Here is a 25,374-nt window from a genome sequence, read left to right on the forward strand (position 1 = left end):
TCTGCCGCATTACTCGAATCTGGTCACGCGAAAATCAATTTTTTTGTCGGGAGTTGCGCTGCTCTTGAAACTGTAAGCTACGGAATTATATCAATATTGTTCGATTGCCCAATGGGAATCGAACGAAGTCCAGGAGACGTCATGCTCTTGGCGTCTCCTTGTATCCATGTTGCTTATAAGGAGGATATGGCTATGAGGACAAACCTCGATTTCTCACCCCTGTTCCGGTCGAGCATCGGCTTCGATCGAATGTTGAATGCGCTTGAAGCGGCAAGTCGCGTCGACACGATCGACAACTGGCCCCCGTACGACATCGTCAAGTCCGGCGAGGATAGCTATCGCATCGCCATGGCGGTGGCGGGCTTCTCGCAGGACGAATTGACGATCACCCAGGAGCAGAACATGCTCGTCGTCTCGGGCCAGAAGGCAAATACTGAAGATGTGCAGTATCTGCATCGCGGCATCGCCGGCCGCTCGTTCCAGCGCCGGTTCGAGCTTGCCGATCACGTCAAGGTGGTAGGTGCCGGTCTGGTCAATGGTCTGCTGACGATCGATCTCAAGCGCGAAATCCCCGAAGAGATGAAGCCGCGCCAGATCGCCATTACGACCGACATGACTCTCTCAAAGCCTGAGACGAAGCAGATAGAGGCCGAGAAGCAGGCGGCTTAAGCTTCCACACAAGCGCAATTCGCACAAAGGCGCCGAGCGTGGCTCGGCGCCTCCAGGCGAACTTCGCCAAGTGAGCAAACGGAAAGGAGAAAAACATGAGTGTTCGGGATTTGATTCCCTGGAATCGTACCAAGGGCAATCAGATTCCGACTCTCCTGCGCGATGACGACCGTGATCCCTTCCTGTCTGGAGAAGCTAACCCAAGTGCATCACGCCGGCGTTTAGGGTAGGGGATTACGCCTCTTCCTGCAAATATGCCATGAACACTTCAGCTGGGGTTCTGTATCCGAGGCATTTTCGTGGTTGATCGTTGAGGTGGCGGGCAAGGTGGGTCAGGTCACGCCGAGAGACGTCTGCAAGATCGGTATCACTTGGCATGAAGCGGCGAATGCGCTTGTTGGCATTCTCGACCGCACCTTTCTCAAAGGTGAAGCTCTGGCGCTCAAAGGCTGGCAAAGGAGAGAATGTTCCGATGATCTTGTCCATGATCGGACGGGAGTGTCAGCTTTGGTTCTTGATCATCACGGTATAGCGGCTCTTGCGTTCGACCAGTGAAGTGACGTTGGCATGCCCGAGTTCACGCTCGAAGATCAAAAGGTCACCCTCCCAATGACCGAACTGCGAGCGATCGCCAATAAAATCAGGGGCGTTGCGATATTCTATGACTGGCCGGAAACACGCTGTTTCGCGGCTTCCTCGACCCACGTGGACGACGCTTGCGGCGTGCCTCCGGCAGATATCGATAAAGGCCCAAGCCGTAGTCTTCCTTACCGTAGATGAAGCGGTAGATCGTCTCGGCGCAGATCCGAACCAAGCTGATCCCATCGGCCAGAAGACGGCCGGCAATTTGCTCCGGCGACCAGTAGGCCTCCAGTTTCTCAATGACCATACGACGCAGATGCGGATGGCGCCGCAGCTTTCTCAGGCGTCGGCGCCGTTCCTTGGCAATATCATCGGCAACCGTCGAGAAGTAGCCGCTGTATTCGGGAAACTCGTGATCCTGGAACGTATTTCGCCTGATCTCACGGTAAATGGTCGAACGATGGCGCCCGAGTTGGCGGGCCATCTCGTTGATCGGCACCTTGCGTGCGACGAGGTGGTGAAGCCGCCGGCGATCGGCGAGGGTCAATTGCGTATAGCATCGGGACATGCCAAAATCTCCAAAGTGAAGCCATTGAAATCACTGGCATGTCGCACTTGGAAATAGAATGTACCCAGCTACAGCCGGGAATCAGATAATCTATGTTATGGAACTAAAGCGCCGCCTATCCCCTTCGTCTTCAAGGGCAAGGTGGCGCCCGAGCAGGAGCAAGGTTGATGCGGGACATTGTCGTCACGATCGCGCACGCGCTCGCCACGATCATCTTCTGCATCTTTCTAGGATGGCTTGCTGGTAAGCTGAAGATGATGCGCGTCGAACATGCTAGACAGCGTCGAGAGCGTCGGCCGTGCAGCTTTCCATCAGAACGTTTCCGCGGTTGAAGTCGAGGTCTTGCGGTCATACTCCTGTTGAGACTGTTCCATGGCCGCGCCGTTCGTCATCGCCCATTGGTAGAGCGCCGCGAAGGGCTCGCGAAGAGACTCGGCCATCGGCGTGATGGAGTACTCGACGCCCACCGGGGCTGTCGGCAAAACTTGCCTTCGAACGAGTCCGTTTCTCTCGAGACGCTTGAGCGCATCCGCGAGGGCCTTGTGCGTAATGCCGTCGAGACGACGCATGATCTCGTTGAAACGCGACGGTTTCGTGCAGAGTACGCTTAGGATCAGGAGCGACCACTTATTTGCGACTTGCTCGAGCACCGGCCTCGCCCTTCTTGCATCGATCATTGCCTCGTCGATCAACTTCTTTGTCGACTTTAGGGCTCGCACAGCGGTTGCGGTTCTCGTGTCGATAGAGCTTGGCACTGATATACTTTCCTATATCTGATTTACATACGGTGCGTATTTCGCACTAGATATAGGAACTATATCTGACTCCTCGTGTTCAATCGCAAGGAGTTCACGATGAAACTCGAAGACAAGATTTCAGTGGTTATTGGTGGTGGAAGCGGAATCGGAGCCGCGATCGCGGCTCGCTTTGCGGCCGAAGGGTCAATTGTCTACGCGACCAGCCGTAAGCCATTCGTGTCCCCTGACGAAGGCCGGATCATTCCGGTCGTTGCAGACGCCGGCCTCGCCTCCGATGTGAAGCAGCTATACGATCGGGTTCGCGATGAACGCGGCGGAATTGACGTCTTGGTCCTGAACGCGGGCATGTCGGAATACGCAGAGCTCGGCGGCATCTCCGAGGATCTATACGATCGCATATTCGACCTAAACGTTCGCTCCCTCCTCTTTGCCGCGCAGAACGCCTTGGAACTCATCCCTGATAACGGTTCGATCGTGTTGATCGGATCCATAGCCGATGCGATCGGTCCGAAAGGATACGGTGTCTACAGCGCGAGCAAGTCGGCGGTTCGATCGTTCGCCCGAACCTGGGCAAACGAACTTGCCCCCAGAGGGATCCGCGTCAATGTCGTCAGCCCTGGACCAACGGACACGGCCATGATGGCGGCGACTACAGACGAAGTTCGTGCGGCACTTACCGGGATGATCCCGCTAGGCCGTCTCGGCAGACCGGATGAAGTGGCGTCGGCGGCACTCTTCCTCGCAAGCAGCGAAAGCAGCTTCACGACCGGCGCGGAACTGTGCGTGGACGGCGGAGCTACCCAGGTTTGACTGTCCGGGGTCCAAGCCTGCCCTTCCCCTGACGGCAGGATCTACAAAGCCGCCAGCCGCCGGTCAATCCGGGTTTCGGTTCAGTATTGATTATTGCCTCGGGTCGACCCAGTCTGACACTTCACTTCGATCTTACAGAAGCAAACAAAACCAACTCTTCAACAAGTTGGGAGCGCAGCAGACGATCGTAAAAGGTGCAGCTGGGTCATTTTCAGCTGATAATCAACCGGCAATACGCTAAGTGCCGCTCGAGAGATGCCTGTCCTATCCCAAAGCGCTTTGTGCCGCGCAAATCCTGTCGATCAGAGCGTCAAGCTCACCCTTTGGGGGGCGATTTTGGGAGAGGCGATGCTTCAAATGCATGATCGGCTCGGCGAGGATCTCTTCCAGGTTCTCGGCGCAGCTGAAGTCACCCGCAACGCGCTTGACCTTCGAATTGTCGAAGATCGCGGTCCAGGCCTTGTCGCCGATCAAGGGGCCTACCCAATCCGGATTATACTTGATCAGCGTATCCGTCGGCACGTGGACGATTTTCGCCTCGACACCCAGTAATCTGGCAATCGCCTTCTGAATATCATCCCATATATGGGCGCGATCGGAGGTGATGTGGAAGATTTCACTTAAGGCTGCCTGCTTGCCGAAAAGCCCGACGAAAGGCACCGCGAAATCGACCGAGCGTGTCAATGTCCACGGCGTGTGGCCATCACCCGCGACGATCGTGGGCTCGCCTTCCAGCATGCGCCGCGCCATTATATCGCTGTCGCCCATCATGATCGGCAGGCCCGTACGCACTGTGTGACTGGGGCGGACGATGGTCCAAGTCAGTCCCTTTGACGCCATCAGCAGCTCCTCGCAGGCGATCTTGGCCTGGCTGTAAGGCCAGTAGGGATTGATGGCCGGCGTTTTTTCGGTGATGACATAGTGGCGTGCCGGCTTCTCGTAGACCGAAGCCGAAGAGATGAAAATGTACTGGCCGCAATTGCCCGCAAATACTTCGATGTCTCGCGCGATCTGATCCGGCGTAAAAGCGATAAACTGGCATATGACGTCATAGTTGGCTCTGGCCAGATCAGCATAGGCAGCCGATCCGAGCTCGCCAGTGATCGAAGTCACGCCAGCAGGCAACGGGTCTCCTCTCAGGCCGCGGTTGTAGACACTGACACGATGTCCCTCGCCAACAGCACGCTCGACGCAGGGATACGAGATCTGGCCGGTACCGCCAATGAAAAGCACGTTCAAAGCCATGTGAAGGACCTCAGCGTCTGATTGGTAGGATCAATGGCTACCATTCATACCGCGAAAATATCCGATCGTCTCCCGCCGATTATCCTCATGATGACCATCACCATCAAAAAATTGGGAAAGGCTTCAGATCGGCAGCGTGCCTGCAGCACCTCGGCACGTCAAAACGAAGCTACCAACGCAGACTGAATTTGCCGACCAGGCTTCCGGCCAGCCCGCTCAGCAAGATGCCGAGCGTGTACCATATCGCGATGAATGGAATGCCGTTTTCGACGCAGGCCCAGGAGTAGACCCAGCCGCCGACGCCCCCGGCACAAGCGCCTGCAACGAAACCGGCGAGTGCCGGGCGCGTGGGGGCTGCACGTTTGAGAAACCACATGTTGGCGCAGAAAGCGGGAATGCCGAAAGCCACGATCAGGAAAGGACAAAAGGACGCCGAATATCCGATGATCAAACCCGGATAGGATGAAGCCGGCGACAGCCCGAGTTGAGCGATGGCCAGAAGCGCGACGATGCCGAATGCCACGACCGGAACCCGAAGCATACTTCCAATCGAACCCTCCGGGCGCGCAACCCGTTCAAGGGCCACGATCGTCGCGCTCATTAATACGGCAGTATATAAAAACTTCACCCAAAACGCCGCCACCGTCACGTGGTGCAGATGCGGGCGAAAACTGAGCGATATCAGCAGTGCGATGGCCGCGCCGATCACGCCGACAATGATTGTAAGCGCAAGCCTCACTCGCAGCGCATGATGGCGAACCGGAGTGAGATCGCTTACCAGAGCCTCGATGAATTCATCATTTTTCGTCATTGGCAAAACCCAGCTTGCGTCCAATCGCGCGCATCCCTCGGTGAATGCTGACGCGAACCATTGCTTCCGACTGGCCGCTCTCGCTCGCGGCTTCAGCAGTGGTTTTTCCGGCAATCTTTACCTGCCGCAGAAGCTCCCTCTGTTTGGCAGGCAGTTGGTCGAAAAGACGGTCGATGTCGAGGTGAGCAAACAGTGTCTCCTCTCGAAATTCAGCCGCGATCTCGTCTCCCAAAGCAATTTCTACGCCTCTTTTGCTGCCATTTACCCTGAAGTGATCGATCAGCTTGTATTTCGCGATTTGGAAAAACCACGCGGTGAACGGCCGTTCCCGATCATAGGTAATGCGCCGGCTATGCACCGCCAAAAGCACCTCCTGGACCAGATCCTCGGCATCACGGTCTGCATTCGATCCAAGCCTTCTTCGATAAAATGCCAGGAGCAGATCTCGCAAAATGACGAGCAAGCGCCTGTACGCAGCCTCATCGCCGTCAAGCGAGAGAAGCATCAAGCCTTTCAGGACCTGTTCCGATACCGATTTCGTCATTCGCGTGCAGTCATTCGTTGATCGGCGCTATTTGTTACATCCTGAACCGGATTTTTTGTCGCCCTTCTTGCGATCACAACGGCGTGATCGCTGTAACGCATTCGCACAAGCGCCGAATGAGGGGGCGGAATTGAGGGATGATCGGTTGTCGCCGGCAGGATGCCATAGCCGCCTTGCCCCATTTCCAAAGCGATCGCCCTACCCGCTCCAGGTAGCCGGATGGGCATCATGTCGAAAAGATGCGAGATATGGAGAGCAGAATGTCGCTCACGAAGTTCAAGATCATGGGTATGGTGCTGGCGCTGGGTGCCGCGACCACACTATCCGCACAGGCCGCCGATAAGGCGCGCGTTCGCGGCGTCGTGGAAAGCCTCAGCGGCGATACGCTGACGGTCAAATCGCGCGAAGGCAAGGACGTGACGATCAAGCTGAAATCCGGCTGGGCCGTCAACGGCATCGTCAACGCCTCCGTGACAGACATCAAGCCTGGGGATTTCGTCGGCATCGCGTCCGTTCCGACCGACAGCGGCATCAACGGGGCGCTCGAGGTACTGATCTTCCCGGCCGCGATGAAAGGCACCGGCGAGGGCGATTACGGCTGGGATCTGAAGCCGAAGAGCTCGATGACCAATGCGACGGTTGCCAGCGCCGTTACCTCGGTCAACGGCCCCACCCTGTCGCTCACCTATAAGGGCGGCGAGAAGAAGATCTCGATCCCGCCGGGCACGCCGGTCGTCACCTTTGGCAAGGCGACGAAGGACGACATCAAGCCCGGCGCAGGAGTCATCATTAACGGCACGACAGATGGAGACAATACGGTTGAATCCGACCGTGTCGTGGTCGGCATAAACGGCGTCATCCCGCCAATGTGACGCATCGATGCCGCCACCACGGGGCTGCCCGGTTGCCGATCGCATCCGGGCAGCTCAATGAGCGGCGATAGCGTTGCAGCATATGATTTCGGACACCGCCTTTTGGCGGCACGTCAGGAGAATTACTCATGACAAGCATCGAGCAGATCGGCACAGCGCCGCCCCCGCCCCCGGCCAAGATCTTCATTCGCCGTCATTCGGCTCTTACGCGGATAACGCACTGGATCAATGTGCTGTGTTTGACCTTGCTGCTGATGAGCGGCATGCAGATCTTCAATGCCGATCCACAATTACATTGGGGAAACTACGGAGCGGTTGAAGATCCGTCGTGGTTCGAAATCGCCAGCAATCAGGATGGCGACAACATCACCGGAATAGTGCGAATCGGCCGCCTCTCGATCACCACAACCGGCATATTCGGTGCCTCCATGGCCGACGGCGAAATGATGCCGCGCGCATTTCCGGCCTGGGCAACGATACCGAGCTACCAGGATCTTGCAGCTGGCCGACGCTGGCATTTCTTCTTCGCCTGGCTGTTTGTCATCAATGGGCTCGTTTACATGGCCTACGGCCTGATCGGCGGTCATTTCCGCCGCGATCTCGCACCGACGGCTCAAGATATCACGCCCGGAAATATATGGCATGAAATCAAGGACCACGCCCGGCTGCGCTTTCCGCAGGGCGAAAAGGCGCGGCGCTACAATGCGTTGCAGAAGCTGACCTATCTCATCGTAATCTTCATTCTGCTGCCGCTGATGATCGGTTCGGGATTGACCATGTCACCCGCGATAGACGCCGGTTACCCCTTCCTGCTCGATATTTTCGGTGGTCGCCAATCGGCCCGCTCCATTCATTTCATCACCGCCTGGAGCCTCGTGGCCTTCGTCGTCGTGCATATTGCGATGGTCATTCTCTCCGGGCTTTGGAACAATATGCGTTCGATGGTGACCGGCCGCTACGCTATCATCAACGAGGAGACCGACCGATGAGCTCCATCTTCACCCGCCGCCGTTTTCTCATCGGCTCGGCCGCCAGTCTGGGCGCCGTGGGCCTGACAGGATGCAATGACATTTCTCAGAACCAGCACGTCCAGAAGGTGCTCGCTCTGGCTGAGCGGTTGACCATGGGCACGCAGCGGCTCATAGTTTCGCCGCAAACGCTTGCCCGAGAATATACCGACGCAGATATTTCACCGAGCTTTCATCCGAATGGATCAATTCAGCCAAACAGCGCCGAATATATCCAGATGGTCGAAACTCAATTTGCCGAGTGGCGGCTCAAGATCGATGGCATGGTCAATAGGCCGATGGAATTTTCCTTGGCTGATCTGAAGAAACTGCCCTCTCGCACCCAGATCACCCGCCACGACTGCGTCGAAGGCTGGAGCGCTATCGGTAAATGGCAGGGTGTTCCTCTCGGGCTGATCCTGCAGACTGCGGGTTTGAAGCCAGGCGCTCGCTACGCCGTCTTCTATTGTGCAGATGAACTGGAACAAACACTCGATGGCAGCGGCCGCTACTACGAGAGTATTGACCTGATCGATGCCTTTCATCCGCAGTCAATTCTCGCCTATTCGCTTAACGGGAAGGATCTGGAAGTCGAACACGGCGCCCCCTTGCGGCTGCGCGTCGAGCGTCATCTGGGTTACAAACACGCCAAATACGTCATGCGCATCGAAATCCGTGATCGGTTTGATGATCTCTGGGGTGGTAACGGCGGGTTCTGGGAAGATCGTGGCTACGAATGGTATGCCGGTATCTGAGATGTCGTAGCAGATGTCAATAATCGGGCACGGCGATCGCAGGCGATATCAATGGCATAGACCGACGATACTTCCACGGATCGAGAACCTCGGCATCGTTCTGTGCTGCCCATTTCGCTATAATCCGAGCCGTCATGACGTATCCTGCCACATCTAGCACAACGACGCTTCAATCGGCGGGCCGGCGCAAAGATGCAACGCCGATCCGCTTGTCAGATGCGAAGATGGTACGACGACCTTCTTCTCTATGACGCCATGCGATGACAACTCTCCGCACAGCGGCGACAGGCTTTAACACACCCCTGCATGTCACCGATCCGTTCGCAATCATCCGCGCATTGGCCGCAGATCTCCGCGCATTCACGACAAACATGGCGATGATGTTCAGAGCCTATCAGCATGAAATGCGCGGCCGTCCGGCATATCTCGCTGCAGGCCATCATCAGCTTGAAGTGCGGCGGACTGGTGTGCTCTCCTCCGGCCTCGAGACAATGTCCCATCGCCGTGGACAGACATTCGCCGTAGCAGGCGAGGCAGTCTTCGATGCAGCTCTTCATTTCGGCTGAAACGCGGTGCATTGGGAATCCTCCTTATTTGACCTCGCTGTCGAGCCAGCCGGTCATCTGTTTAATTTCCTTCGTCTGATCGTTGATGATCTTGCGGGCCTTTTGCCGCGCCAGTTTATTATGGCCGTACTTGAGTTCGACCTGCGACATGCTGATCGCACCCATGTGGTGAGCGATCATGCCGCAAAGGAAGGACACGTCCGCATCCTTCTTCATCATTCCCTGCATCATGTTGGAATTCATGCTCTTCATTCCGTCCATGGCCGCTTTCTGGTAGTCGGTCATGTCGCCAGGCATCTGCATGCCCGCCGACGACATCTGCATCTCCTCGGATTTGCACGTCTCCGGATAGGCCATCTGCGCCGCTGCGCCAGCGGGTTTAAGCGCGAAGGCTGGCATGGCGAGGACCGCTGCGAATGCGATCTTCCTGGTGATATTCATGTCGATCTCCTTTTGATTTGGTTCGATTCTCTTAACCAAACGAAGATCGAGGCGGCGGATCCAACGCCCTGATAAGGAGGAGCGGACTCGGCTGGATCGTTCGGGCCACGAGATTGTCGGCTTCCCCGATGGGTTGCCCGCCGGCAAACCAATCGGGAACTAGCGCACAACAATGCGCGACGGAACAACAACACGGCTGCGGTGTGCCTTTTGTCTGCACCTCACGCGCACCGCTCCGTTCGATCATGCAGCCAGTACCGGTCTCTTCAGAGCATGCATGACTCGCCGCCGCCACATTTAAGAAGATAGTGGCGGCCATGGCGACGATTCTCAGACAGTACAAGTTTCTTCGAAACGGCATCATGGGGGTGTTCCCTTTCCCCGCCGAACGATATCGCCACAAAAATGTTCCGACTGCGTCGCGGAATGCGCGAGACCATGATCTCCAAACTGGGGAGGAGTTCACAAATCCCGGATTTGGATGTGGTTTGCCGCTTATCAGAAGGGCGCTATGCGCCATGTCATATGCAAGTCCGTGTCGGCCAAGACTTAACAATGTCTTTGCCTGGTGTAGCCAAAAGGGCCTCTTTCGGAGGCCCTCTCGGCATTATTCAACGATGCGGACAACCTTACGCGTCTTCGGTTGGACGATGACCCGTTCATGGTTCACGACAGCATAGCCGTATGTCGGGTTGTCCGGAACCGGTGTGATGACAACGGTCTCTGGGAGAGTTCGACCGACGACAATCTGGTCTTGCACGACAGCCTCGGATGGAGGCATTGGTTGCTCCTGAACATAGGTGATTACTTTTTGTGGCGGCGGATCGATCGCAGTACCGGCAATCGCGCCGGCAACACCGCCAACTGCAGCACCGACGGGACCACCTACAACCGCTCCGGTGGCCGCGCCGCCCGCGGCTCCAGTGACCGTCGAAGACTGCGCCAAGGCTGAACCAGCGAGAAGACCAAAGGCGGCAACCGCTGAAACGATGAGTCTCGTTCTCATAGCATTCTCCTTTGCATTTTAGTTCTTGTGAACTGAAAGGAAAATTGCACAGCCATCAGAATGTTCCTCTTTGGCTACCATCTGCTGCCATCACGAGTTCACCTCATGCGACAAACTTCGTGAGCGGCAAGGTTGCGGCAAATGCGCCGGCGGGCCGTGATACTTGCCGATGGCTTCTGTCACCGTAGGGCCGAACGTGGTCAGAAGGGCGGTCGGACAGCATATCACCATCATCATCCCGGCAGATCGCCGGGAGGAAGAAGACGCGATCATCGTCAGCATCCGCGAGGGAAAGCGAATAGAGTACTATGATACCTTCCGTCGCCACAAGGATGGAAGTCTGCTCGACATCTCCTTGACGGTTTCGCCCGTTTGCGACAGCAACGGCGCCATTGTTGGTGCATCAAAAATCGCGCGCGACATTTCCGAACGCAAGCAAGCGATCCAACGCCAGATGCTGTTGCTGCCGGAAGCCTTGTTGGCGATGATGCTGAGCTGGTTAGAAGCGATACGGCGTCCCCGAGGGCCTATACCGCGGGGCAATGTTTCAACAGGAACAATCAGGTTGCATCATCCTTGAGAGCCAGGTACGTGATCTCCGTTGTCAGAGTGAGACGCACCACCGGAATCCTGTCGCTCCTGGCGATTTCAACAGCAAGGTATTCGCCGTTCTTGTTCGGAATACCGTCCAAGGCCATCTCCGCCAGTATTCGCTTCGCCTCATCAACGGCTGATATGAGATCCGGGAGATCTTGGCCCTCGTCGTCATCAAGCACAGTCTCGCGATCTTTCGTTGCGAAATAAAAGGTTGTCATGTTCGACCTCTGACGGTGCGCTGCCAAAGGCAACGCACCGAAGAAGAAGTGCCGGCTGTAGCCCTATGCCGCCTTTTTGGCTTTTGCATTGGCCGCTGTTTCCGCCAGCTTCGTCAACTTCTGATCCGTCGCCTTTTCTTCCGCGAGCGTCTGCTGGAGAAGAGGTACCGCCTCCTTCAGGCCGAGCTGCTTGGCCCACTCGATCAGAGTGCCATAGCGGGCGATCTCGTAATGCTCAACGGCCTGCGCCGAGGAGATCAGACCTGCATCGAGTGCCGGGGTTCCCTTGAACTCTTCGATGATTTCGTCAGCTTCTGCGATGATGCCCTGGATCGCTTCGCAGGTCTTGCCGCGCGCGGGCTTTCCAAGGAGCTCGAATACCTGTTCCAGGCGTTCGACGTGACCTTGCGTCTCATCGCGATGGTGGAGAAAGCCGTCCTTGCCTTCCTGCGCTTGCGCTGCGCGCGCCATCTTCGGCAAGGCTTTAAGGATTTGCTTTTCCGCGTAATAGATGTCTTTCAGCGTTTCCAGAAAGAGGTCGTTGAGTGTCTTTTCGGATGCCATGGATGTCCTCCATCGAATAAGGATTAAAAGGAAGTCCGCCATGTGGACCTCCCTAGCGAGCTCTATCAGGAGTTCTTGTGGCTTTGCTGGCCGGCCTTCACATGCTGTTCGTGGCTACCGCCACGGGTGCCGCCCGACTGCTCGTTACGAGACGAAGCCTGCTTCGAGTTGGTATCATTGTCGGTGTTCTTGTGGCTCTGCTGGCCGGCTTTGACGTGCTGATCGTGGGACCCACCTTGGGAAGCCATGATGTTTCTCCTCTTGTTTGATTGCGAGACCTTCATTGGTCTCGCAATCAAACAGGCTTGGGACATGTTGGTTCCCGACAGCGATCAAAAAAACGCGGTTGCCGCCATTCCTATAACGGCAGCGATCATCGCTAGACACGCGGTCCAGCCGACAGCACGCAGGCCCCTGCCGATGACGAACTGTTTCATCACATCACGATCGGAAGCGATCAGCATGAGGATCACCATGACGGGAACGGCGACCACGCCGTTGATCACCGCACTCCAGAACAAGGCCTTCATCGGCGGGATGGGGGTGAAGTTCAAAAGCATGCCAACGGTAGTCGCCAGACCGACGGTCGTATAGAAAGCCTTGGCCTCGCTGGGTTCGCGAGATAGGCCGACCTTCCAACGAGCCGCCTCGCCAATCGCATACGCAGCTGAACCTGCAAGAACGGGCACTGCCAAAAGACCGGTTCCGATAATGCCTGCTGCAAAGATGATCTTGGCAAACGGTCCGGCCAGTGGTTCGATCGCTTTCGCCGCGTCGACGGAGCTTTCGATATTCGTTGAGCCTGCTGTGTTAAGCGTCGCGGCGGTCGTCGTGATGATCGCGAGTGCGACGATATTGGAAGCGGCCATGCCAATGAGCGTATCCAGAGTGATCCGTGTATTTGCCTTCTCCGCCTCCGCCGGATGCTTGACGAGAGGTTCTTCACGAGGCTTCTCTTTGAGGTCTTCGGCTTCTTGAGATGCTTGCCAGAAGAAGAGATAGGGGCTGATGGTGGTTCCGAAGATCGCGACGATCATTGACCAGTAATTCGGATCCGCCTTGATGGTTGGGAGCAGGAGACCGCGGCTAAAGGCCGACCAGTCGACATGCACCACAAAGAGGGTCGCAATGTATGACAAGAGCGCCAGGCTCAACCATTTCAGGACGGCGACGTAACGCTTGTACTTCAGGAGGGTCTGCAGAAGGATGCAGATCACGCCGAAAGCCGCGATGTAAATGAGCGAACTGCCATTCAACAGCAAACGTGCCGCATCCCCCATCGCGCCGAGATCGGCGCCGAGATTGATGACATTGGCAATCAGGAGCGGAACGGTGACACTGACGCTCACCCAGCGCGGATAGCATTTCGCCATGCTGCCCGCCAAACCTCGGCCCGTCGTTCGGCCAATGCGGGCACTGATCATCTGCACCGCCACCATCAGTGGATAGGTGAACACCAGCGTCCAACTCGCGAGGTAGCCGAACTGCGCCCCGGCCTGTGAGTAAGTCGCGATCCCGCTAGGGTCGTCGTCCGAGGCGCCGGTGACCAGACCTGGTCCCAGAATTTCCAACAGACGTGGTTTTGAAGGTTCGACGACAGAGCTTTTGTCGTCCATCTGATAGCCGCTCATGACTGCCTCCTGCAGAACCGGACCGCGTATCTTGTCGGTCACGGTGCGAACAAACCGTGCTTATTGGTCATTTGTTCCCGGACGCGCAGCCCGTGCTAAAGCAATCCATTTCAAAAGCTTGGAAGGGGGCGGCACGATCAATTCCTGCTTGCTCTTCGCAATATCTTGTCCGCGCGGGAACCTTCTGCATCCAGATCGATTTGATCTACAACGCAATTAAGGAGACCGCGCATATGGAAAAGCAACGGCGCTTCGAGCGACGTCGACCGTTAAGAGGCTCAGCATATACGCTCACCGATTTTCAGAAAAAGTATGATCTCGACGACCGTAGCGCCGAAGACCTCTTCATTCGTTTCGGTCCATCCTCGATCGAGCTTGACCTGCTGATGGCCGCCAAAGGGCGCAAGCCGTCTTTTGACGAGCTGACGAAAGAAATGCCGCAACAATAAATAAGGAACCGGGCGGAAAACCCCACATCAGGACGCCTTGAGGAAGTGAAGCAGCGCGCGTGCAAGATCCATGGGGTTCTCCTCCGCTACATGGTGTCCGCTCTCGATGCCATAACCCGAGACATTGGTTGCCCACGATCGCCAAATTTTTCTGGGATCGCCGAAGAAATACTCGAGATCGTCACGTGTCGACCATAAGCAAAGCAACGGACATGCAATTTTTTTCCCGGCTTTGCGATCCTGCCATTCGTCCTCGCGATCGACTGTCAAACCAGCCCTATAATCCTCGATCATTCCATGGACGACGGCCGGATCGTGGATCGCCGCCATGAGATCCTGATAGGCTTCCTCGCCCATGAACTCAGGTGTGATCGCCTTGTACCAGCCTCTTGGATCGGCATTGATCGCCTGTTCCGGTTTGTCTGGTTGGGCAAAGAAGAACCAGTGATACCAATCGCGTGCGAAACGCCAATCCATCCGTTCGAGATGTTCGATAATGGGGATACTGTCGATCACGACGAGTTTCGTGACGATCTCGGGATAATCCATGGCGAGCCTGAAAGCGACGTAGCTTCCACGATCATGGCCCGCGACGGCAAAGCTGTGATGGCCCAATAGCTGCATCAAGCTGACGCAATCGAGCGCCTTTGCCCGCTTTGACGAGTGCCGGCTATCGTCTGTGTCAGGTGGTTGAAAGGATTTCCCGAACCCCCGGAGATCGGGACAGACGATGGTGAAATGTGGGGACAGCAAGTCCGCCACCTGGCCCCAGGTCATGTGCGTTCGCGGATGCCCGTGGAGTAGAAGCAGGGGCGGTCCATTCCCTCCATACCGGACCCGTAAGCTGCCCGGTCCGACATTCAGGGTCTCGACTGCCATGCCGTCAAACAATTCTCGCCTCCTATGCTCACCCCGCCAATGACGTCGTCGAAGAGGGTGCGGACTCCTTTTTAAAGGCTGACATCCCTCGCTGCGCGTCTTTGAAGCCACCGCAATACGCGGATCTCCTCCATGTCCATCCAATTTAAAAGCCGCTCGCTACGTGTTTGAATCTTAAGCACATCACCGAGGCGCTCACTCCTGAAATCCTCGAAGACAGCAGGATGAATATAGGATGTCTTACAAACCGCGCGCGTGTTGACGAGCATTGCTGCGACAGCGTCGGCCACCTGATTAAGCTGCCGCGTGATCGCGCTTTCCGACGATTCGACCTTGAGAGGAGCCAGCGCCGAGACTGCCAAACAGGTCGCTCCCCACGTCCTGAATTGGCGCGAGGTGAAATCACCTCCCATGGTTTCCCTGATATACGTATTGACATCTTGCGACGAAATCTGGCGACAACCACCGTCATCGCAGACATACTGAAAAAGTTGCTGACCTGGCAGTTCCTGTAAACGTCGCACGACATTGGCTATACGCCGGTCGCTATGGGCCAGATTCCATTCTTTACCTGATTTTCCCTTGAAGCGGAATTTGACCGTCCCGCCCTCCACCCGGACATGACGGCTCTTCAACGTCGTCACTCCATAGGACTGGTTCTCTTCGGCATAGGCGGTATTGCCGATGCGAATATAGAGGTTATCGAGTATCCAGATCACCGTGGCCAAAGCCTTTTCCATCGTCAAGCCGCGCGAGCGCAGATCGACGTCGACGCGCTGGCGAATCTCGGGAAGGGTGTTGGCAAATTCGGCGAGACGATCGAACTTCGCGCGGGCACGCTCGGACTGCCATTCCGGATGATAGCGATATTGTTTGCGGCCCCGGGCATCGAAACCAACGGCCTGAAGATGAGACAACGGATTGGTTGAGATCACAACATCCGTATAGGCGGGCGGAATGGCCAAGGCATTCAGGCGAGCGATCTCATCCCGATCCCTAATCCTTATTCCGTTTGGAAGGTAATAGACAAATCCGTTCCTTCCGGGCCTCCGGGTGATGCCGTCTTCGAGATTGCCAATGTAGATCAGTCCGGAATGAAGCTTTGCTTCGGCAGCCGCGGCGGCGGCTTCGACTTTGGCGACTATCTGGTTCATGGGCCGTTAACTCCCATCCAGCGTCGCGGTTCCCAGAGCGCCTTATGTCGTGATGGGAAACTGCATCAATTCCGGAGAAAATCCACCAAACGGGTGAGCGATCATCTGGAACAAACAATGTCGACCGCCGTTGCAATAGGTGTGAGTTTCACGTCTGGAGGATATTCAACATGGGTCGAGGTATTCTGCTCTGGCTTCTCGGCATCCCGCTGCCAATCGTCATTCTTCTCGTTCTCTTCACGCGATAGGAGGCGCGGATGTCCTCTGTCGAAAAAGTGTCCGCGGGAACCGTCCCGGTCGAGTCGTCCAAGCCGGCCATAGTCTGGGCCCCGATCATCGGCGGCGCGCTCGCCGCGACCGGCATTGCTCTTATCCTTCTTCTCCTCGGATCCGGGGTCGGCTTGACGATGGTTTCACCGTGGTCCAGCCAAAACAGCTCGGCGACCACCGTCGGTATAACCGCCGCGATTTGGCTGATAGTGGTTCAATGGCTATCATCCGCGATCGGCGGTTACCTCACGGGTAGGCTGCGTACGAAATGGGTCGAGGTACACTCCGATGAGGTCTTTTTCCGTGATACGGCGCATGGATTTCTAAGTTGGGCGCTGGCAACGGTGTTCGTGGCTGGATTTCTAGCGTCTTCGCTAACATCGCTGGCGGGCGCGTCAGTCGATGCCGCGGGTAAGGTCGCGCAGACCGCAGCGGATGTTGGTGCCTCCGCCGCACCAGCGACGAAGACGGATGCGACAGCTTACTTTACCGACGCCCTGCTTCGGCCCGCAAAGGTTTCAGACCGCGCCCAATCCGATGATCGCGCAGCGGCGGCAGAAATCTCGCGCATCCTCCTGCAAGGGGCGGCCAGCGGAGAAATGCCCGATAGCGACAAGTCCTATATGGCAGCAATTATCTCCGCGCGTGCCGGCCTTTCTGAGGCCGATGCGCGCAACCGCGTCGATACCGTGCTTAAACAGATCGATGACGCGAAGTCAGCTGCGAAAGAAGCGGCTGATAAGGCCAGGAAGGCGGGCGCGACGACCGCGCTGGTCGGTTCTCTTTCGCTCCTGGTCGGCGCTTTCATCGCCTCCGCAGCTTCGGCCCTCGGCGGCCGGCAGCGTGACGAAGAAGAAGACCTGGTCGTTACGACCCGCGGCGGGTCTCTGAAGTAAAACAGTAAGTTCACACGTACCTAGTGAACAAGGTTCATTATGGTCAGACAAGTCGATTGCCACGAACGGAGCCAGAGATGCCCAAACGGAACGATTCCCCTGCAGTTCAATCCCTCTCGAACGAACGCGAGGAGCAGCAGAAGCAAGCAACGGAAAACGAACTCGAAAGGGGCCTTGAGGACACATTCCCGGCGTCAGATCCCGTTTCTGCCACCCATACAGCAGTCTTACCGAAGCATGCCTCCTCAGAAGCTCCCGGAAGTGGCAGGGCGCGGCATCATGTTGATGCATTTGAAGACAGACTTCCTATCACTTCAGACAGGCAGGCAACGACAGGCGACGGAGCCGGCGACAAAGGTGCCGCCAAAACCGAGGTTCGTGCGCTTTACCGAGCGGCGCGCCAAGCGAGTCGAACCGATCCGGCGCCAACTGCGCATGACGCTTCCGTCCCTTTGCCAGATGGCGCCGGTCTGCTGAGCGAATTCAAGCATAAGATTCGCGAGCGACCGATCGCCACAATAGTTGCGGCCGCGGTGATAGGGTTTGCGTGTGGCATGACACGCTAGCCAATTCGATCATCAATAACTCGCCACCGAGACTCCGGTGGATTGAGGATGAGGCGCAATAACTGAAGTGCCTCAGGTGAATGGGTCTGGCTGGAAGAAGTAAGTGCCATTAATGTCGCCAGGCTGATTAGGGATCTGCTCGACCCTATCACCGGCACTGCGGTATTCGTCGAGATTGGGCAAGGACGTTGCGGTAGCAGGGTCTGATTTGCCACAAGGAGAGTACCAGATGAATCAGAATGACAGCCTCGAGGATACAGCTGAACTCAAAATCCATCACCAGGCAGAGATCGGCCCTCGCGAGAAGTTGCAGCTCCGATTGCTGGAGCTGCGAACTGAAATTGCAATCGTGCAAATTCGACTGCTGACGATTAGATATCGGGCAAGGAATGTCGCCTGGAGTGGAATCCGATGGGTTGATGCCTCTGCGCATGACCAACTTGGAGCTTATCCATGGCTGAAGTTATCCGCAGCATCACTGGCGGCCTTCATCACAGGGCGCGTCCTTCGACGGCTACCTCTCAGCTTGATGATGATAGCGGCAAGACCGCTCCTTGCGACAGCCGTCGGGTCTGCTTCGAGGCATATCCGCTAAGCGGATTACCGCCTGCATTACCGATCGTCTCATTTCACTTTCGGATCATTCGTCGACGCATCGACAATTATGAAGCCGGCCATTGCGATCGAAACAAGACCAAAGCCACAGTCGAATATATCTTGGGAGAACAGTTCCCTTGCCCGCCGGCATCGTCCTTCTGCTTGTTTTTCTTGGAAGACGGCTTCTCTCCCTCTTTCATGGCCGGCGGAACGACCGGCCTTTCCATCGCAACCGGTCGCGCCCTCCGTCTCCTCATATTTCCCCGGTCGCCAGCAGGCGGGATCCGTCGGCTCTTCATGCTTCCGCTTTGTCATGACAGCCTTTCCCACGCGATCATCCGCCGGACGGAACTATTTCCGCTCGAGATGATTCCCATGCATCGTTTGGATGATCGAAAGAGTTGGCAATCCGGATCTCGAATAATCTCGTGTTCCCGACGATATTGCTGCCCTGCCCCACCAATAATTATGCTTAAGGAGATCTGAACCGTCTGCAAAGGAGCAGCATGCCAGTCGATGCGGTCGCGTCCCGCCGCCGTTATCGGCGCAATTGATGGATCCCCGCGACGGCCATCGTCAGAGGCTGCAAAGGGATCGAACGACGTCGACAAGACGTTTCATGTCGGTGGGTTTTCCAAGATTGAGTGCCTTGGTCAAAATATCATGCCGGGCAAGTTCCGCGGCATCGCTCGCACTGGCGAGGACGAACGGGACATTCAATGCCTTGAGAAGGACGGCGACAGGCGTGACCTTCTCGCGACCGAGAGTGACATCCAGGACAGCTGCATCCGGACGCTGGCACCTCAGCAGGTCGAGGGCTTGCCCGACCGAGCTCGCCGGGCCCAGAACTTCAAATCCGCTTCTGGTCAACACGCTTTCCAGCTCCATTGCGATAAAGAACTCGTCTTCAACCACAAGAACGATCCTAGGTGGAGCTTCGCCAGTTTCAGGTTCGTTCATGAGAGTTTCCAAGGGAGCTTGATGATGGCAGTCAAACCTTTTGGATCGAAGTTAAGTTCCACCGTTCCGCCAAGATGTCGGCAAGTGCCTTCGATCAGCTCGGTACCGTACCCTCTTCGTTTCGGCGGCTCGATCGCTGGGCCGGCCGTTTCGCGCCACCGGCATACGAAATAAGAGCGGTTCTCCGGCCTTTCCTCCAGTGACCATTCGACATGCAATGCACCCTCCGGAACGGATAGCGCGCCGTACTTTAACGCATTCGTTGCCAGCTCATGGAACATCATGCTGACTGGCACGATCTCCGAGCCCTGAACCTGCACTATTGGCCCCCGGCAATGGAGACGATCCGTTCCAGGTTCGCTGACCGATTGCCTCAGCAGGGTTTCAAAATCGGTCGTTTCATTGATGGCCGCGATCTCCTGGGCATGAAGAGTGACCTCGAGGCGCCCCAGGAAACGAGCGCGGTAGTCAACGCCCGTCAGATCTTCCGCATCCATCTGCATCGCTAGCGATCGCACAACCGCGAAAAGATTCTTCATCCGATGGCGCGTTTCCGAAATGATGAAATCCTTCTCGGCCTCGTGCCGCTGCATTTCCGTCACGTCGTCAAAGAGGACAAGGATGTTGGTGCTATTGTCATCCGGGTGCACAAGACGGCGCGCATCGACGTGGAACGTGCGTCTGCCGATAGTTGGAAAATCATGCGCGACTTCGTACCCGATGACAGTGGCTGCTTTCGGGATGACCGCGGCGATCAGCTGCCGGAGTTCGGTAATATCCCACTGACCGTTGCCGAGATCAAAGAAACTCTCCCCCAGAATATCGTCCCGCTCGACCTCGAACGTTTTCAAGAATGCGTTGTTTGCGGTCGCGATGCACAAGTTCTGATCAAGAACGACAATCGGCTGCGTCATCGTATCGACCACGCCTTGCGCCTGGACATGTCCGGTTCGCAAAAGGCGGTATAGATCTTCCAGCATCACTCCCGTTCCTCCAACAGATGCACCCGACATGTGTCACAGGTTTCCTATTAAAAGTAATGCCCGCCTGAGCACTGGCAAGACCGGCAACGAAGGCGATGCCGTCAACGCAATTCGATCGCCTCCCCGCCTTCCTCGCTGCGCGATCCTCAATGGAGAGACATTTCGTTAGAATGCGGTGAAGCCGAAGAGGTGCACACCTTTCTAACTAGGCCCCGAAAAACTATTCAGCATATGCCAAATCCGAACAGACGACGTTCATTGCGAAGAATACTCATCCGGTTCTCGAGTGTCCTAGCGATCCTGCTTCTTTGCCAACGCTATGCCCGCAATTCAGTTCCCCGATGCTTGTCCACCTACCGGTTTGGGAACCAGTAGGCGCTCCGCACTTAGCGGCCGGCGTCGAATGATGGAAGCATGACAAGCGCTGCGGCGCGCCGAGCGGGGGCTGGGAGGGAGAACATTAAATCTTCGTACGGCTGGTATTGACCATCGTGCCGACGGGGGGCGTCACTGGCGGGGGCGCGACGAACCTACCGAAAAGCGACGCTGTAATCCGGACCTTCATGAGCATTGGCATTCCCGCCGGTGGGCGAGGCGGAAAAGGGCCCGTAAAAACGGCTTGCCGACATAGGGGAACTATGGCCCGATCCGGGTGCCCGCCAACGGGAACAAGTATGCCTTGGCGCGACAAAGCGCCTTCGTTGACATTTAGCCAATCAGGTTATCAATGCGGATCGGAAGTTTGCGGATACGCTTGCCGGTAGCGTGGTGGACCGCGCTGGCGATCGCGGCCGCAGTTCCGACGTTGCCGAGTTCGCCAAGCCCCTTGACGCCCGCCGGGTTGACGTCCCGATCGGTCTCCGACACAAGGATGACTTTTACGTCCTGGATGTCTGCATTCACCGGCACGAGGTAGTCCTGCAGATCCCGATTGATGACGCGGGCATCGCGGTGGTCGAATTCGGTCGCTTCGTGAAGGGCCGACGAAATTCCCCAGATCATCCCGCCCATGAGCTGGCTGCGAGCCGTCCGGGTATTCATGATTCGGCCAGCGCCAAAGGCGCCGACGATCCGAGGGACGCGGATTTCCCGGGTTCTCCGATGAACTCGGACCTCGACGAATTCAGCACCGAAGGCATATTTTACCTTCTTGCCCTGATTGTGATTAGGCATGGAATAAGGACCCCGCATTTGGGGTGATCGGCGTCCAAACGGGACCCCCATCTGCGATGGGGTTACAACAGCCTCCGGTTTCATCGGAGGCTTTTTATTTGGATGCTTGTTGTGGAGACAATTCTAAAGATACGTCGACTTTCCCGTGTGCAGGGCAAGTCGATCAAGGCGATCTGCCGGGAGCTTGGCATATCGCGGAAAGTGGTGCGGAAGGTTCTGCGCAGCGATGAGACGGAGTTCAAATATGAGCGGACCCGTCAACCTCAGCCGAAGCTCGGGCCCTGGCGCGATCAGCTCGATGGAATGCTGCTCGCCAATGAGGCCAAATCCTCTCGCGAACGGCTGACACTGATCCGGATATTCGAGGACTTGCGCGACCTCGGCTACGAGGGCGGTTACGACACAGTCCGGCGCTACGCCCGAACCTGGGCGAAGGAACGCGGCTCCGTAACGGCGGAAGCCTACGTGCCGCTCTATTATGCGCCGGGCGAGGCTTACCAGTTTGACTGGAGCCACGAGATCGTCGTGCTGAACGGCGTGACGACGACGGTGAAGGTGGCGCATGTCCGGCTCTGCCACAGCCGGATGATGTATGTGAGAGCCTATCCGCGCGAGACGCAGGAGATGGTCTTCGATGCCCATGACCGGGCGTTCGCGTTCTTCGGCGGGGCCTGCACGCGCGGCATCTACGATAACATGAAGACCGCGGTGGAGACGGTCTTCGTCGGCAAGGAACGGCAGTACAATCGCCGCTTCCTGCAGATGTGCAGCCATTACCTGATCGAGCCGGTGGCCTGCACGCCTGCGTCGGGGTGGGAGAAGGGCCAGGTCGAGAACCAGGTCAATCTGGTGCGGGAACGCTTCTTCACGCCGCGGCTACGCTTCAAATCCTACGATGAGCTGAATGGCTGGTTACTGGACAAGTGCATCAGCTATGCCCGCGCCCACAAGCATGTCGATCAAACGGAGCGCACGATCTGGGAGGTGTTCGATGGGGAACGGCCGCACCTGGTCGGCTATCCCGGCAAGTTCGACGGCTTCCACGCAGTGCAGGCCTCGATCGGCAAGACCTGCCTCGTGCGTTTCGACAACAACAAATACTCGGTGCTGTCCACGGCAGTCGGCCGCCCGGCCGAGATACATGCCTATGCCGATCGCATCGTCATCCGGCAGGATGGCGTGGAGATCGGCCAACACGATCGCTGCTTCGGCCGTGGCGAGACGATCTATAATCCGTGGCATTACGTGCCGGTCCTGACCCGCAAACCGGGAGCGCTGCGCAACGGTGCGCCATTCCACGACTGGGTTTTGCCCGCCGCCATGGAGAAGGTGCGCCGCCGGCTGAAGGCCATGCATGACGGCGACCGGCAGATGGTGTCGATCCTCGAATGTGTGGGCCTGGACGGACTCCCCGCCGTCGAAGCGGCCTGCCAGGAGGCGCTCGATCAGGGCGTATTCTCGGCTGCCGTCATCATCAACATCCTGGCCCGCAAGCGTGATCCGCAGCCGGCCGCCATCCTTTCCATTCCCGACGTGCTTCGCCTGACCCACGAGCCTCTGGCCGATTGCGCCCGTTACGACAGCCTTAGGAGGGCAAGCTGATATGGAACGATCCCAAATCCTTGACATGATGGGCACGCTGAAGCTGTTCGGCATGCGCAGCGCCTATGACGAGATCATGGCCTCCGGCATCAAGCGGCAGCACGAACCGCCACGCATCGTCGGCGACCTACTTCAGTCGGAGATCGCCGAGAAGCAGGCGCGCTCCATCAAATACCAGATCACCGTCGCCAAGCTGCCGCTGGCCAAGGACATCGACGACTTCGACTTCACCGACACGCCGGTCAACGAAGGGCTCGTGCGCCAGCTTGCGACAGGAGCCTTCCTCGCCGAGCAGCACAATATCGTTCTGGTCGGCGGAACCGGCACGGGGAAGTCCCATTTGTCCATCGCGCTCGCACGCGCCCTAATCCGCAACGGCGCACGCGGCCGCTTCTTCAACGTCGTCGACCTCGTCAATCGGCTCGAGACGGAGGCACGTAGCGGAAAGCAGGGGCGGCTGGCCGACTTCATCACCAGGCTCGACTTCGTCATCATGGACGAACTCGGCTACCTCCCATTCGCTCAGGCCGGCGGCCAGCTCCTCTTCCATCTGATCAGCAGGCTCTACGAGCGGACCTCGATCATCGTCACGACGAACCTGGCGTTCGGCGAGTGGCCGGCCGTCTTCGGCGACGCCAAGATGACCGCCGCCCTCCTCGACAGGCTAACCCACCATTGCGAAATCGTTGAGACCGGGAATGAATCCTGGCGCTTCAAAAACCGCTCTCAAAGCTAAAGCCGAAAAGACAAACAACCCGCGCCCGCAGGCCCCTGCGCTAAATGGAGAGCTCCGGGCCTACGCGCGCTGACCCGATGCAACCAGAGGCAGGGGTCCCTTTTGGGAGCCGATAAGGGGTCCCGTTACGATGCCGATTGACAGCTGGAGCTGGCGTATCCGCCGACAAACAGGACTATCAGGAATATCATGATGGCGGCAACGAGCAGAGATGCGCGCAGCCTCGTATCAGCCGATGCCGTAAAGATCTGCGCCACGGAATTCCCCTGAATTCGCCCTCGCAATGAGGTCAAACGAAAACCGGGGTTGAAAGTTCCACCATCTGTAGTGTCGGCCGCAGATGGCGCATTCCATCCCGTTTGCCTGGAACAATGCGGACCACCGGCAGTTTTTAAGACCAAGGCGGATCGTCTTTGGCGCTATCGCCGTAAAATACATCCCAGAAGGAGGCCCCGCTATGAAACATCAGCAACCTCGTGAAGGCGCGCCGGGAACGACGGATCAATCGCCGCGATGGGAAGGACCGGCTGGATCAAAGCCGGCTGGATATCTACCGGCCAAGGATGGCGGTGAAAAAGCGCGCGATGCCCACGGCGAAAATATCGATCATCCACGCAAGCGCCGCGTATCCGACGCACTGAAACAAAAGGGCGACGATTGACGATGCCGCCAGGCCATGGCGCCGCCACGAAAACTGCCAAGAAGTGGCGCAAGCTTCCGATTGGTCGCGATGAGAAGGATTTTGACCTCGGCCTGAATCAAGGCGTATTAGACGGGCCACAGTGAAATTGCATGGCCGTTTGAGACGATGCTCACGGCTATTGCTTAATCAGTCTCCGTAGGCCTCGTTTCCTCCAGCACAAAGCGCATCAATAGTCCCTTCAGTTCAGGCTCGCGCACACGGCGGGCTGCCTCTTCCGGCACCATCCATTCAATTGTGCGCTGCCCGCTTTCAGGAAACTTTCCACATTGTTTTCGGACTTCAAGCAGGTGAACTTCGACCACTGACGGTATCGTCTGCCTGTCAGCCAGCATCTTCAAATATGTGAAATATCCGAATATCCCCTTTTTGACCTTGCCCTTGACGCCTGCCTCTTCCCAGGCTTCTCGTTGCGCCACCTGACCGCCATCAAGCCCTTTAATCGGCCATCCCTTCGGGATCATCCATCGTTTGGTCTCTCGTGTGGTGATAAGCAGCACTTCACGCGAATTATCGTCGCGATGCCGAAAGCATAACGCACCATATTGCTCGGCCATCTCTCCGGCGGCGATGGTCTCTATATGCGGAGCAAGTCGCGCAAGATGGGGTCGGCGGTTTGACATGACACCTCTAACTTACTGGCCTAGGGGCCGGCATGACATCGAAACCGATAAGCTCCCCTCAATGCTCTCGCACGAAGCGTATTCGTGACCGGGGAGTCCCCGGACGGTGCGCTGCTTCCGCAACGCACCGAATGTAACCATG

At 57.1% G+C, this 25,374-nt stretch carries 29 protein-coding genes and 4 pseudogenes; 13 read left to right on the forward strand and 20 right to left on the reverse strand.

From position 1 onward, the window contains the following. Nucleotides 1-192: 192 nt before the first annotated feature. Both I8E17_RS27340 and I8E17_RS27345 read left to right on the forward strand, forming a co-directional pair. Nucleotides 193-669 (forward strand): Hsp20 family protein, encoded by a 477-nt coding sequence (locus tag I8E17_RS27340; RefSeq protein ID WP_069614233.1) that lies wholly within the window; start codon nt 193-195, stop codon nt 667-669. A 95-nt stretch (nt 670-764) separates the two neighbouring features. Continuing rightward, nucleotides 765-857 (forward strand): annotated as a pseudogene (locus tag I8E17_RS27345) (Hsp20/alpha crystallin family protein); the annotation flags it as partial. Nucleotides 858-903: 46 nt separating this feature from the next. On the opposite strand, the pseudogene I8E17_RS27350 reads toward I8E17_RS27345, so the two are convergent. Then, nucleotides 904-1,819, reverse strand: a pseudogene (locus tag I8E17_RS27350) (IS30 family transposase). 311 nt (nt 1,820-2,130) lie between these two features. After that, nucleotides 2,131-2,496: a helix-turn-helix domain-containing protein gene (locus I8E17_RS27355; protein ID WP_112722204.1), complete on the reverse strand. Its 366-nt coding sequence runs from the start codon at nt 2,494-2,496 to the stop codon at nt 2,131-2,133. 177 nt (nt 2,497-2,673) lie between these two features. On the opposite strand from I8E17_RS27355, the gene I8E17_RS27360 reads away from it, so the two are divergent. Continuing rightward, nucleotides 2,674-3,387 (forward strand): SDR family oxidoreductase, encoded by a 714-nt coding sequence (locus I8E17_RS27360; protein ID WP_069614236.1) that lies wholly within the window; start codon nt 2,674-2,676, stop codon nt 3,385-3,387. Between the two features lie 264 nt (nt 3,388-3,651). On the opposite strand, the gene I8E17_RS27365 is transcribed toward I8E17_RS27360, so the two are convergent. The 3 genes from I8E17_RS27365 to I8E17_RS27375 all read right to left on the reverse strand — a co-directional run bounded on the left by I8E17_RS27365 (nt 3,652) and on the right by I8E17_RS27375 (nt 5,987). Further along, nucleotides 3,652-4,632, reverse strand: coding sequence for an SDR family oxidoreductase (locus I8E17_RS27365; RefSeq protein WP_113366152.1), 981 nt, complete (start codon nt 4,630-4,632; stop codon nt 3,652-3,654). A 169-nt stretch (nt 4,633-4,801) separates the two neighbouring features. Continuing rightward, nucleotides 4,802-5,467, reverse strand: coding sequence for a DUF1109 domain-containing protein (locus tag I8E17_RS27370; RefSeq protein ID WP_229002249.1), 666 nt, complete (start codon nt 5,465-5,467; stop codon nt 4,802-4,804). Further along, nucleotides 5,430-5,987 (reverse strand): sigma-70 family RNA polymerase sigma factor, encoded by a 558-nt coding sequence (locus I8E17_RS27375; RefSeq protein WP_069614239.1) that lies wholly within the window; start codon nt 5,985-5,987, stop codon nt 5,430-5,432. The genes I8E17_RS27370 and I8E17_RS27375 overlap by 38 nt, the downstream gene beginning before the upstream one ends. Before the next feature lie 284 nt (nt 5,988-6,271). Between I8E17_RS27375 and I8E17_RS27380 the strand changes: the two genes are divergently transcribed. From I8E17_RS27380 to I8E17_RS27390, 3 genes are all read left to right on the forward strand, one after another. Next, entirely contained in the window at nt 6,272-6,859 is a 588-nt protein-coding gene (locus tag I8E17_RS27380; protein ID WP_229002275.1) for a hypothetical protein, read from the forward strand. Nucleotides 6,860-6,987: 128 nt separating this feature from the next. Then, a complete protein-coding gene (locus I8E17_RS27385; protein ID WP_113366151.1) occupies nt 6,988-7,848 on the forward strand; it encodes a cytochrome b/b6 domain-containing protein in 861 nt (286 codons plus the stop codon). Continuing rightward, complete coding sequence (locus I8E17_RS27390; protein ID WP_113366150.1) at nt 7,845-8,621, forward strand: molybdopterin-dependent oxidoreductase; 777 nt, start codon at nt 7,845-7,847, stop codon at nt 8,619-8,621. The genes I8E17_RS27385 and I8E17_RS27390 overlap by 4 nt, the downstream gene beginning before the upstream one ends. A 245-nt stretch (nt 8,622-8,866) precedes the next feature. Here I8E17_RS27390 and I8E17_RS27395 read toward each other — a convergent pair whose 3' ends face one another. The 3 genes from I8E17_RS27395 to I8E17_RS27405 form a co-directional block, all read right to left on the reverse strand. Then, on the reverse strand, nt 8,867-9,199 hold the full coding sequence (locus I8E17_RS27395; protein ID WP_113366149.1) for a four-helix bundle copper-binding protein: 333 nt from the start codon (nt 9,197-9,199) through the stop codon (nt 8,867-8,869). A 12-nt stretch (nt 9,200-9,211) separates the two neighbouring features. Further along, on the reverse strand, nt 9,212-9,628 hold the full coding sequence (locus I8E17_RS27400; protein ID WP_069614244.1) for a DUF305 domain-containing protein: 417 nt from the start codon (nt 9,626-9,628) through the stop codon (nt 9,212-9,214). Between the two features lie 607 nt (nt 9,629-10,235). Then, nucleotides 10,236-10,634, reverse strand: coding sequence for a DUF1236 domain-containing protein (locus I8E17_RS27405; protein WP_069614245.1), 399 nt, complete (start codon nt 10,632-10,634; stop codon nt 10,236-10,238). A 169-nt stretch (nt 10,635-10,803) separates the two neighbouring features. Here I8E17_RS27405 and I8E17_RS27410 point away from each other — a divergent pair, with 169 nt between their 5' ends. Then, nucleotides 10,804-11,214 (forward strand): PAS domain S-box protein, encoded by a 411-nt coding sequence (locus I8E17_RS27410; RefSeq protein WP_113366148.1) that lies wholly within the window; start codon nt 10,804-10,806, stop codon nt 11,212-11,214. On the opposite strand, the gene I8E17_RS27415 is transcribed toward I8E17_RS27410, so the two are convergent. The 4 genes from I8E17_RS27415 to I8E17_RS27430 form a co-directional block, all read right to left on the reverse strand. After that, nucleotides 11,195-11,410 carry a hypothetical protein gene (locus tag I8E17_RS27415; RefSeq protein WP_162750873.1) on the reverse strand — a complete coding sequence of 72 codons (216 nt, stop codon included), beginning with the start codon at nt 11,408-11,410 and terminating at the stop codon, nt 11,195-11,197. The genes I8E17_RS27410 and I8E17_RS27415 overlap by 20 nt on opposite strands. A 102-nt stretch (nt 11,411-11,512) precedes the next feature. Beyond that, complete coding sequence (locus tag I8E17_RS27420; protein ID WP_069614247.1) at nt 11,513-12,013, reverse strand: ferritin-like domain-containing protein; 501 nt, start codon at nt 12,011-12,013, stop codon at nt 11,513-11,515. A 65-nt stretch (nt 12,014-12,078) separates the two neighbouring features. Next, on the reverse strand, nt 12,079-12,261 hold the full coding sequence (locus I8E17_RS27425; RefSeq protein WP_113366146.1) for a hypothetical protein: 183 nt from the start codon (nt 12,259-12,261) through the stop codon (nt 12,079-12,081). Nucleotides 12,262-12,345: 84 nt separating this feature from the next. Then, complete coding sequence (locus I8E17_RS27430) at nt 12,346-13,644, reverse strand: divalent metal cation transporter (protein ID WP_229002250.1); 1,299 nt, start codon at nt 13,642-13,644, stop codon at nt 12,346-12,348. 233 nt (nt 13,645-13,877) lie between these two features. Between I8E17_RS27430 and I8E17_RS27435 the strand changes: the two genes are divergently transcribed. Next, the gene (locus tag I8E17_RS27435; protein WP_069614249.1) at nt 13,878-14,093 is read left to right on the forward strand and encodes a hypothetical protein; all 216 of its coding nucleotides are present in this window, start codon (nt 13,878-13,880) and stop codon (nt 14,091-14,093) included. Between the two features lie 27 nt (nt 14,094-14,120). Here I8E17_RS27435 and I8E17_RS27440 read toward each other — a convergent pair whose 3' ends face one another. Next, nucleotides 14,121-14,984 (reverse strand): alpha/beta hydrolase, encoded by an 864-nt coding sequence (locus I8E17_RS27440; RefSeq protein WP_113366145.1) that lies wholly within the window; start codon nt 14,982-14,984, stop codon nt 14,121-14,123. 59 nt (nt 14,985-15,043) lie between these two features. Further along, the gene (locus I8E17_RS27445) at nt 15,044-16,126 is read right to left on the reverse strand and encodes a DNA topoisomerase IB (RefSeq protein ID WP_113366144.1); all 1,083 of its coding nucleotides are present in this window, start codon (nt 16,124-16,126) and stop codon (nt 15,044-15,046) included. Between the two features lie 257 nt (nt 16,127-16,383). Between I8E17_RS27445 and I8E17_RS27450 the strand changes: the two genes are divergently transcribed. Next, nucleotides 16,384-17,292, forward strand: coding sequence for a hypothetical protein (locus tag I8E17_RS27450; RefSeq protein ID WP_113366143.1), 909 nt, complete (start codon nt 16,384-16,386; stop codon nt 17,290-17,292). 314 nt (nt 17,293-17,606) lie between these two features. Here I8E17_RS27450 and I8E17_RS27455 read toward each other — a convergent pair whose 3' ends face one another. Continuing rightward, complete coding sequence (locus tag I8E17_RS27455) at nt 17,607-17,783, reverse strand: hypothetical protein (RefSeq protein WP_162750872.1); 177 nt, start codon at nt 17,781-17,783, stop codon at nt 17,607-17,609. Between the two features lie 304 nt (nt 17,784-18,087). Here I8E17_RS27455 and I8E17_RS27460 point away from each other — a divergent pair, with 304 nt between their 5' ends. Next, the gene (locus I8E17_RS27460; protein ID WP_113366142.1) at nt 18,088-18,453 is read left to right on the forward strand and encodes a hypothetical protein; all 366 of its coding nucleotides are present in this window, start codon (nt 18,088-18,090) and stop codon (nt 18,451-18,453) included. Between the two features lie 29 nt (nt 18,454-18,482). Here I8E17_RS27460 and I8E17_RS27465 read toward each other — a convergent pair whose 3' ends face one another. The 4 genes and pseudogenes from I8E17_RS27465 to I8E17_RS27480 form a co-directional block, all read right to left on the reverse strand. Continuing rightward, nucleotides 18,483-18,770 (reverse strand): hypothetical protein, encoded by a 288-nt coding sequence (locus tag I8E17_RS27465; protein WP_113366141.1) that lies wholly within the window; start codon nt 18,768-18,770, stop codon nt 18,483-18,485. A gap of 261 nt (nt 18,771-19,031) precedes the next feature. Then, nucleotides 19,032-19,415, reverse strand: a complete 384-nt coding sequence (locus I8E17_RS27470; protein ID WP_113366140.1) for a response regulator — start codon at nt 19,413-19,415, stop codon at nt 19,032-19,034. Further along, nucleotides 19,412-20,398 (reverse strand): PAS domain-containing protein, encoded by a 987-nt coding sequence (locus tag I8E17_RS27475; RefSeq protein WP_113366139.1) that lies wholly within the window; start codon nt 20,396-20,398, stop codon nt 19,412-19,414. Before I8E17_RS27475 ends, I8E17_RS27470 begins: the two co-directional genes overlap by 4 nt. 708 nt (nt 20,399-21,106) lie before the next feature. Next, a pseudogene (locus tag I8E17_RS27480) lies at nt 21,107-21,544 on the reverse strand (molybdopterin cofactor-binding domain-containing protein); the annotation flags it as partial. 129 nt (nt 21,545-21,673) lie between these two features. Between I8E17_RS27480 and istA the strand changes: the two are divergent. The 3 genes and pseudogenes from istA (at nt 21,674) to I8E17_RS27495 (ending at nt 24,570) form a co-directional block, all read left to right on the forward strand. Next, nucleotides 21,674-23,197 (forward strand): annotated as a pseudogene (gene istA, locus I8E17_RS27485) (IS21 family transposase). Then, complete coding sequence (gene istB / locus I8E17_RS27490; RefSeq protein WP_003501246.1) at nt 23,175-23,909, forward strand: IS21-like element helper ATPase IstB; 735 nt, start codon at nt 23,175-23,177, stop codon at nt 23,907-23,909. Before istA ends, istB begins: the two are co-directional and overlap by 23 nt. Before the next feature lie 457 nt (nt 23,910-24,366). After that, the gene (locus I8E17_RS27495) at nt 24,367-24,570 is read left to right on the forward strand and encodes a hypothetical protein (RefSeq protein WP_069614275.1); all 204 of its coding nucleotides are present in this window, start codon (nt 24,367-24,369) and stop codon (nt 24,568-24,570) included. Nucleotides 24,571-24,734: 164 nt separating this feature from the next. Here I8E17_RS27495 and I8E17_RS27500 read toward each other — a convergent pair whose 3' ends face one another. Next, a complete protein-coding gene (locus I8E17_RS27500) occupies nt 24,735-25,166 on the reverse strand; it encodes an NUDIX hydrolase (RefSeq protein WP_229002251.1) in 432 nt (143 codons plus the stop codon). Between the last annotated feature and the right edge of the window lie 208 nt (nt 25,167-25,374).

It is taken from the genome of Rhizobium sp. AB2/73 (assembly GCF_020871915.1).
Classification (GTDB): domain Bacteria; phylum Pseudomonadota; class Alphaproteobacteria; order Rhizobiales; family Rhizobiaceae; genus Rhizobium; species Rhizobium dioscoreae.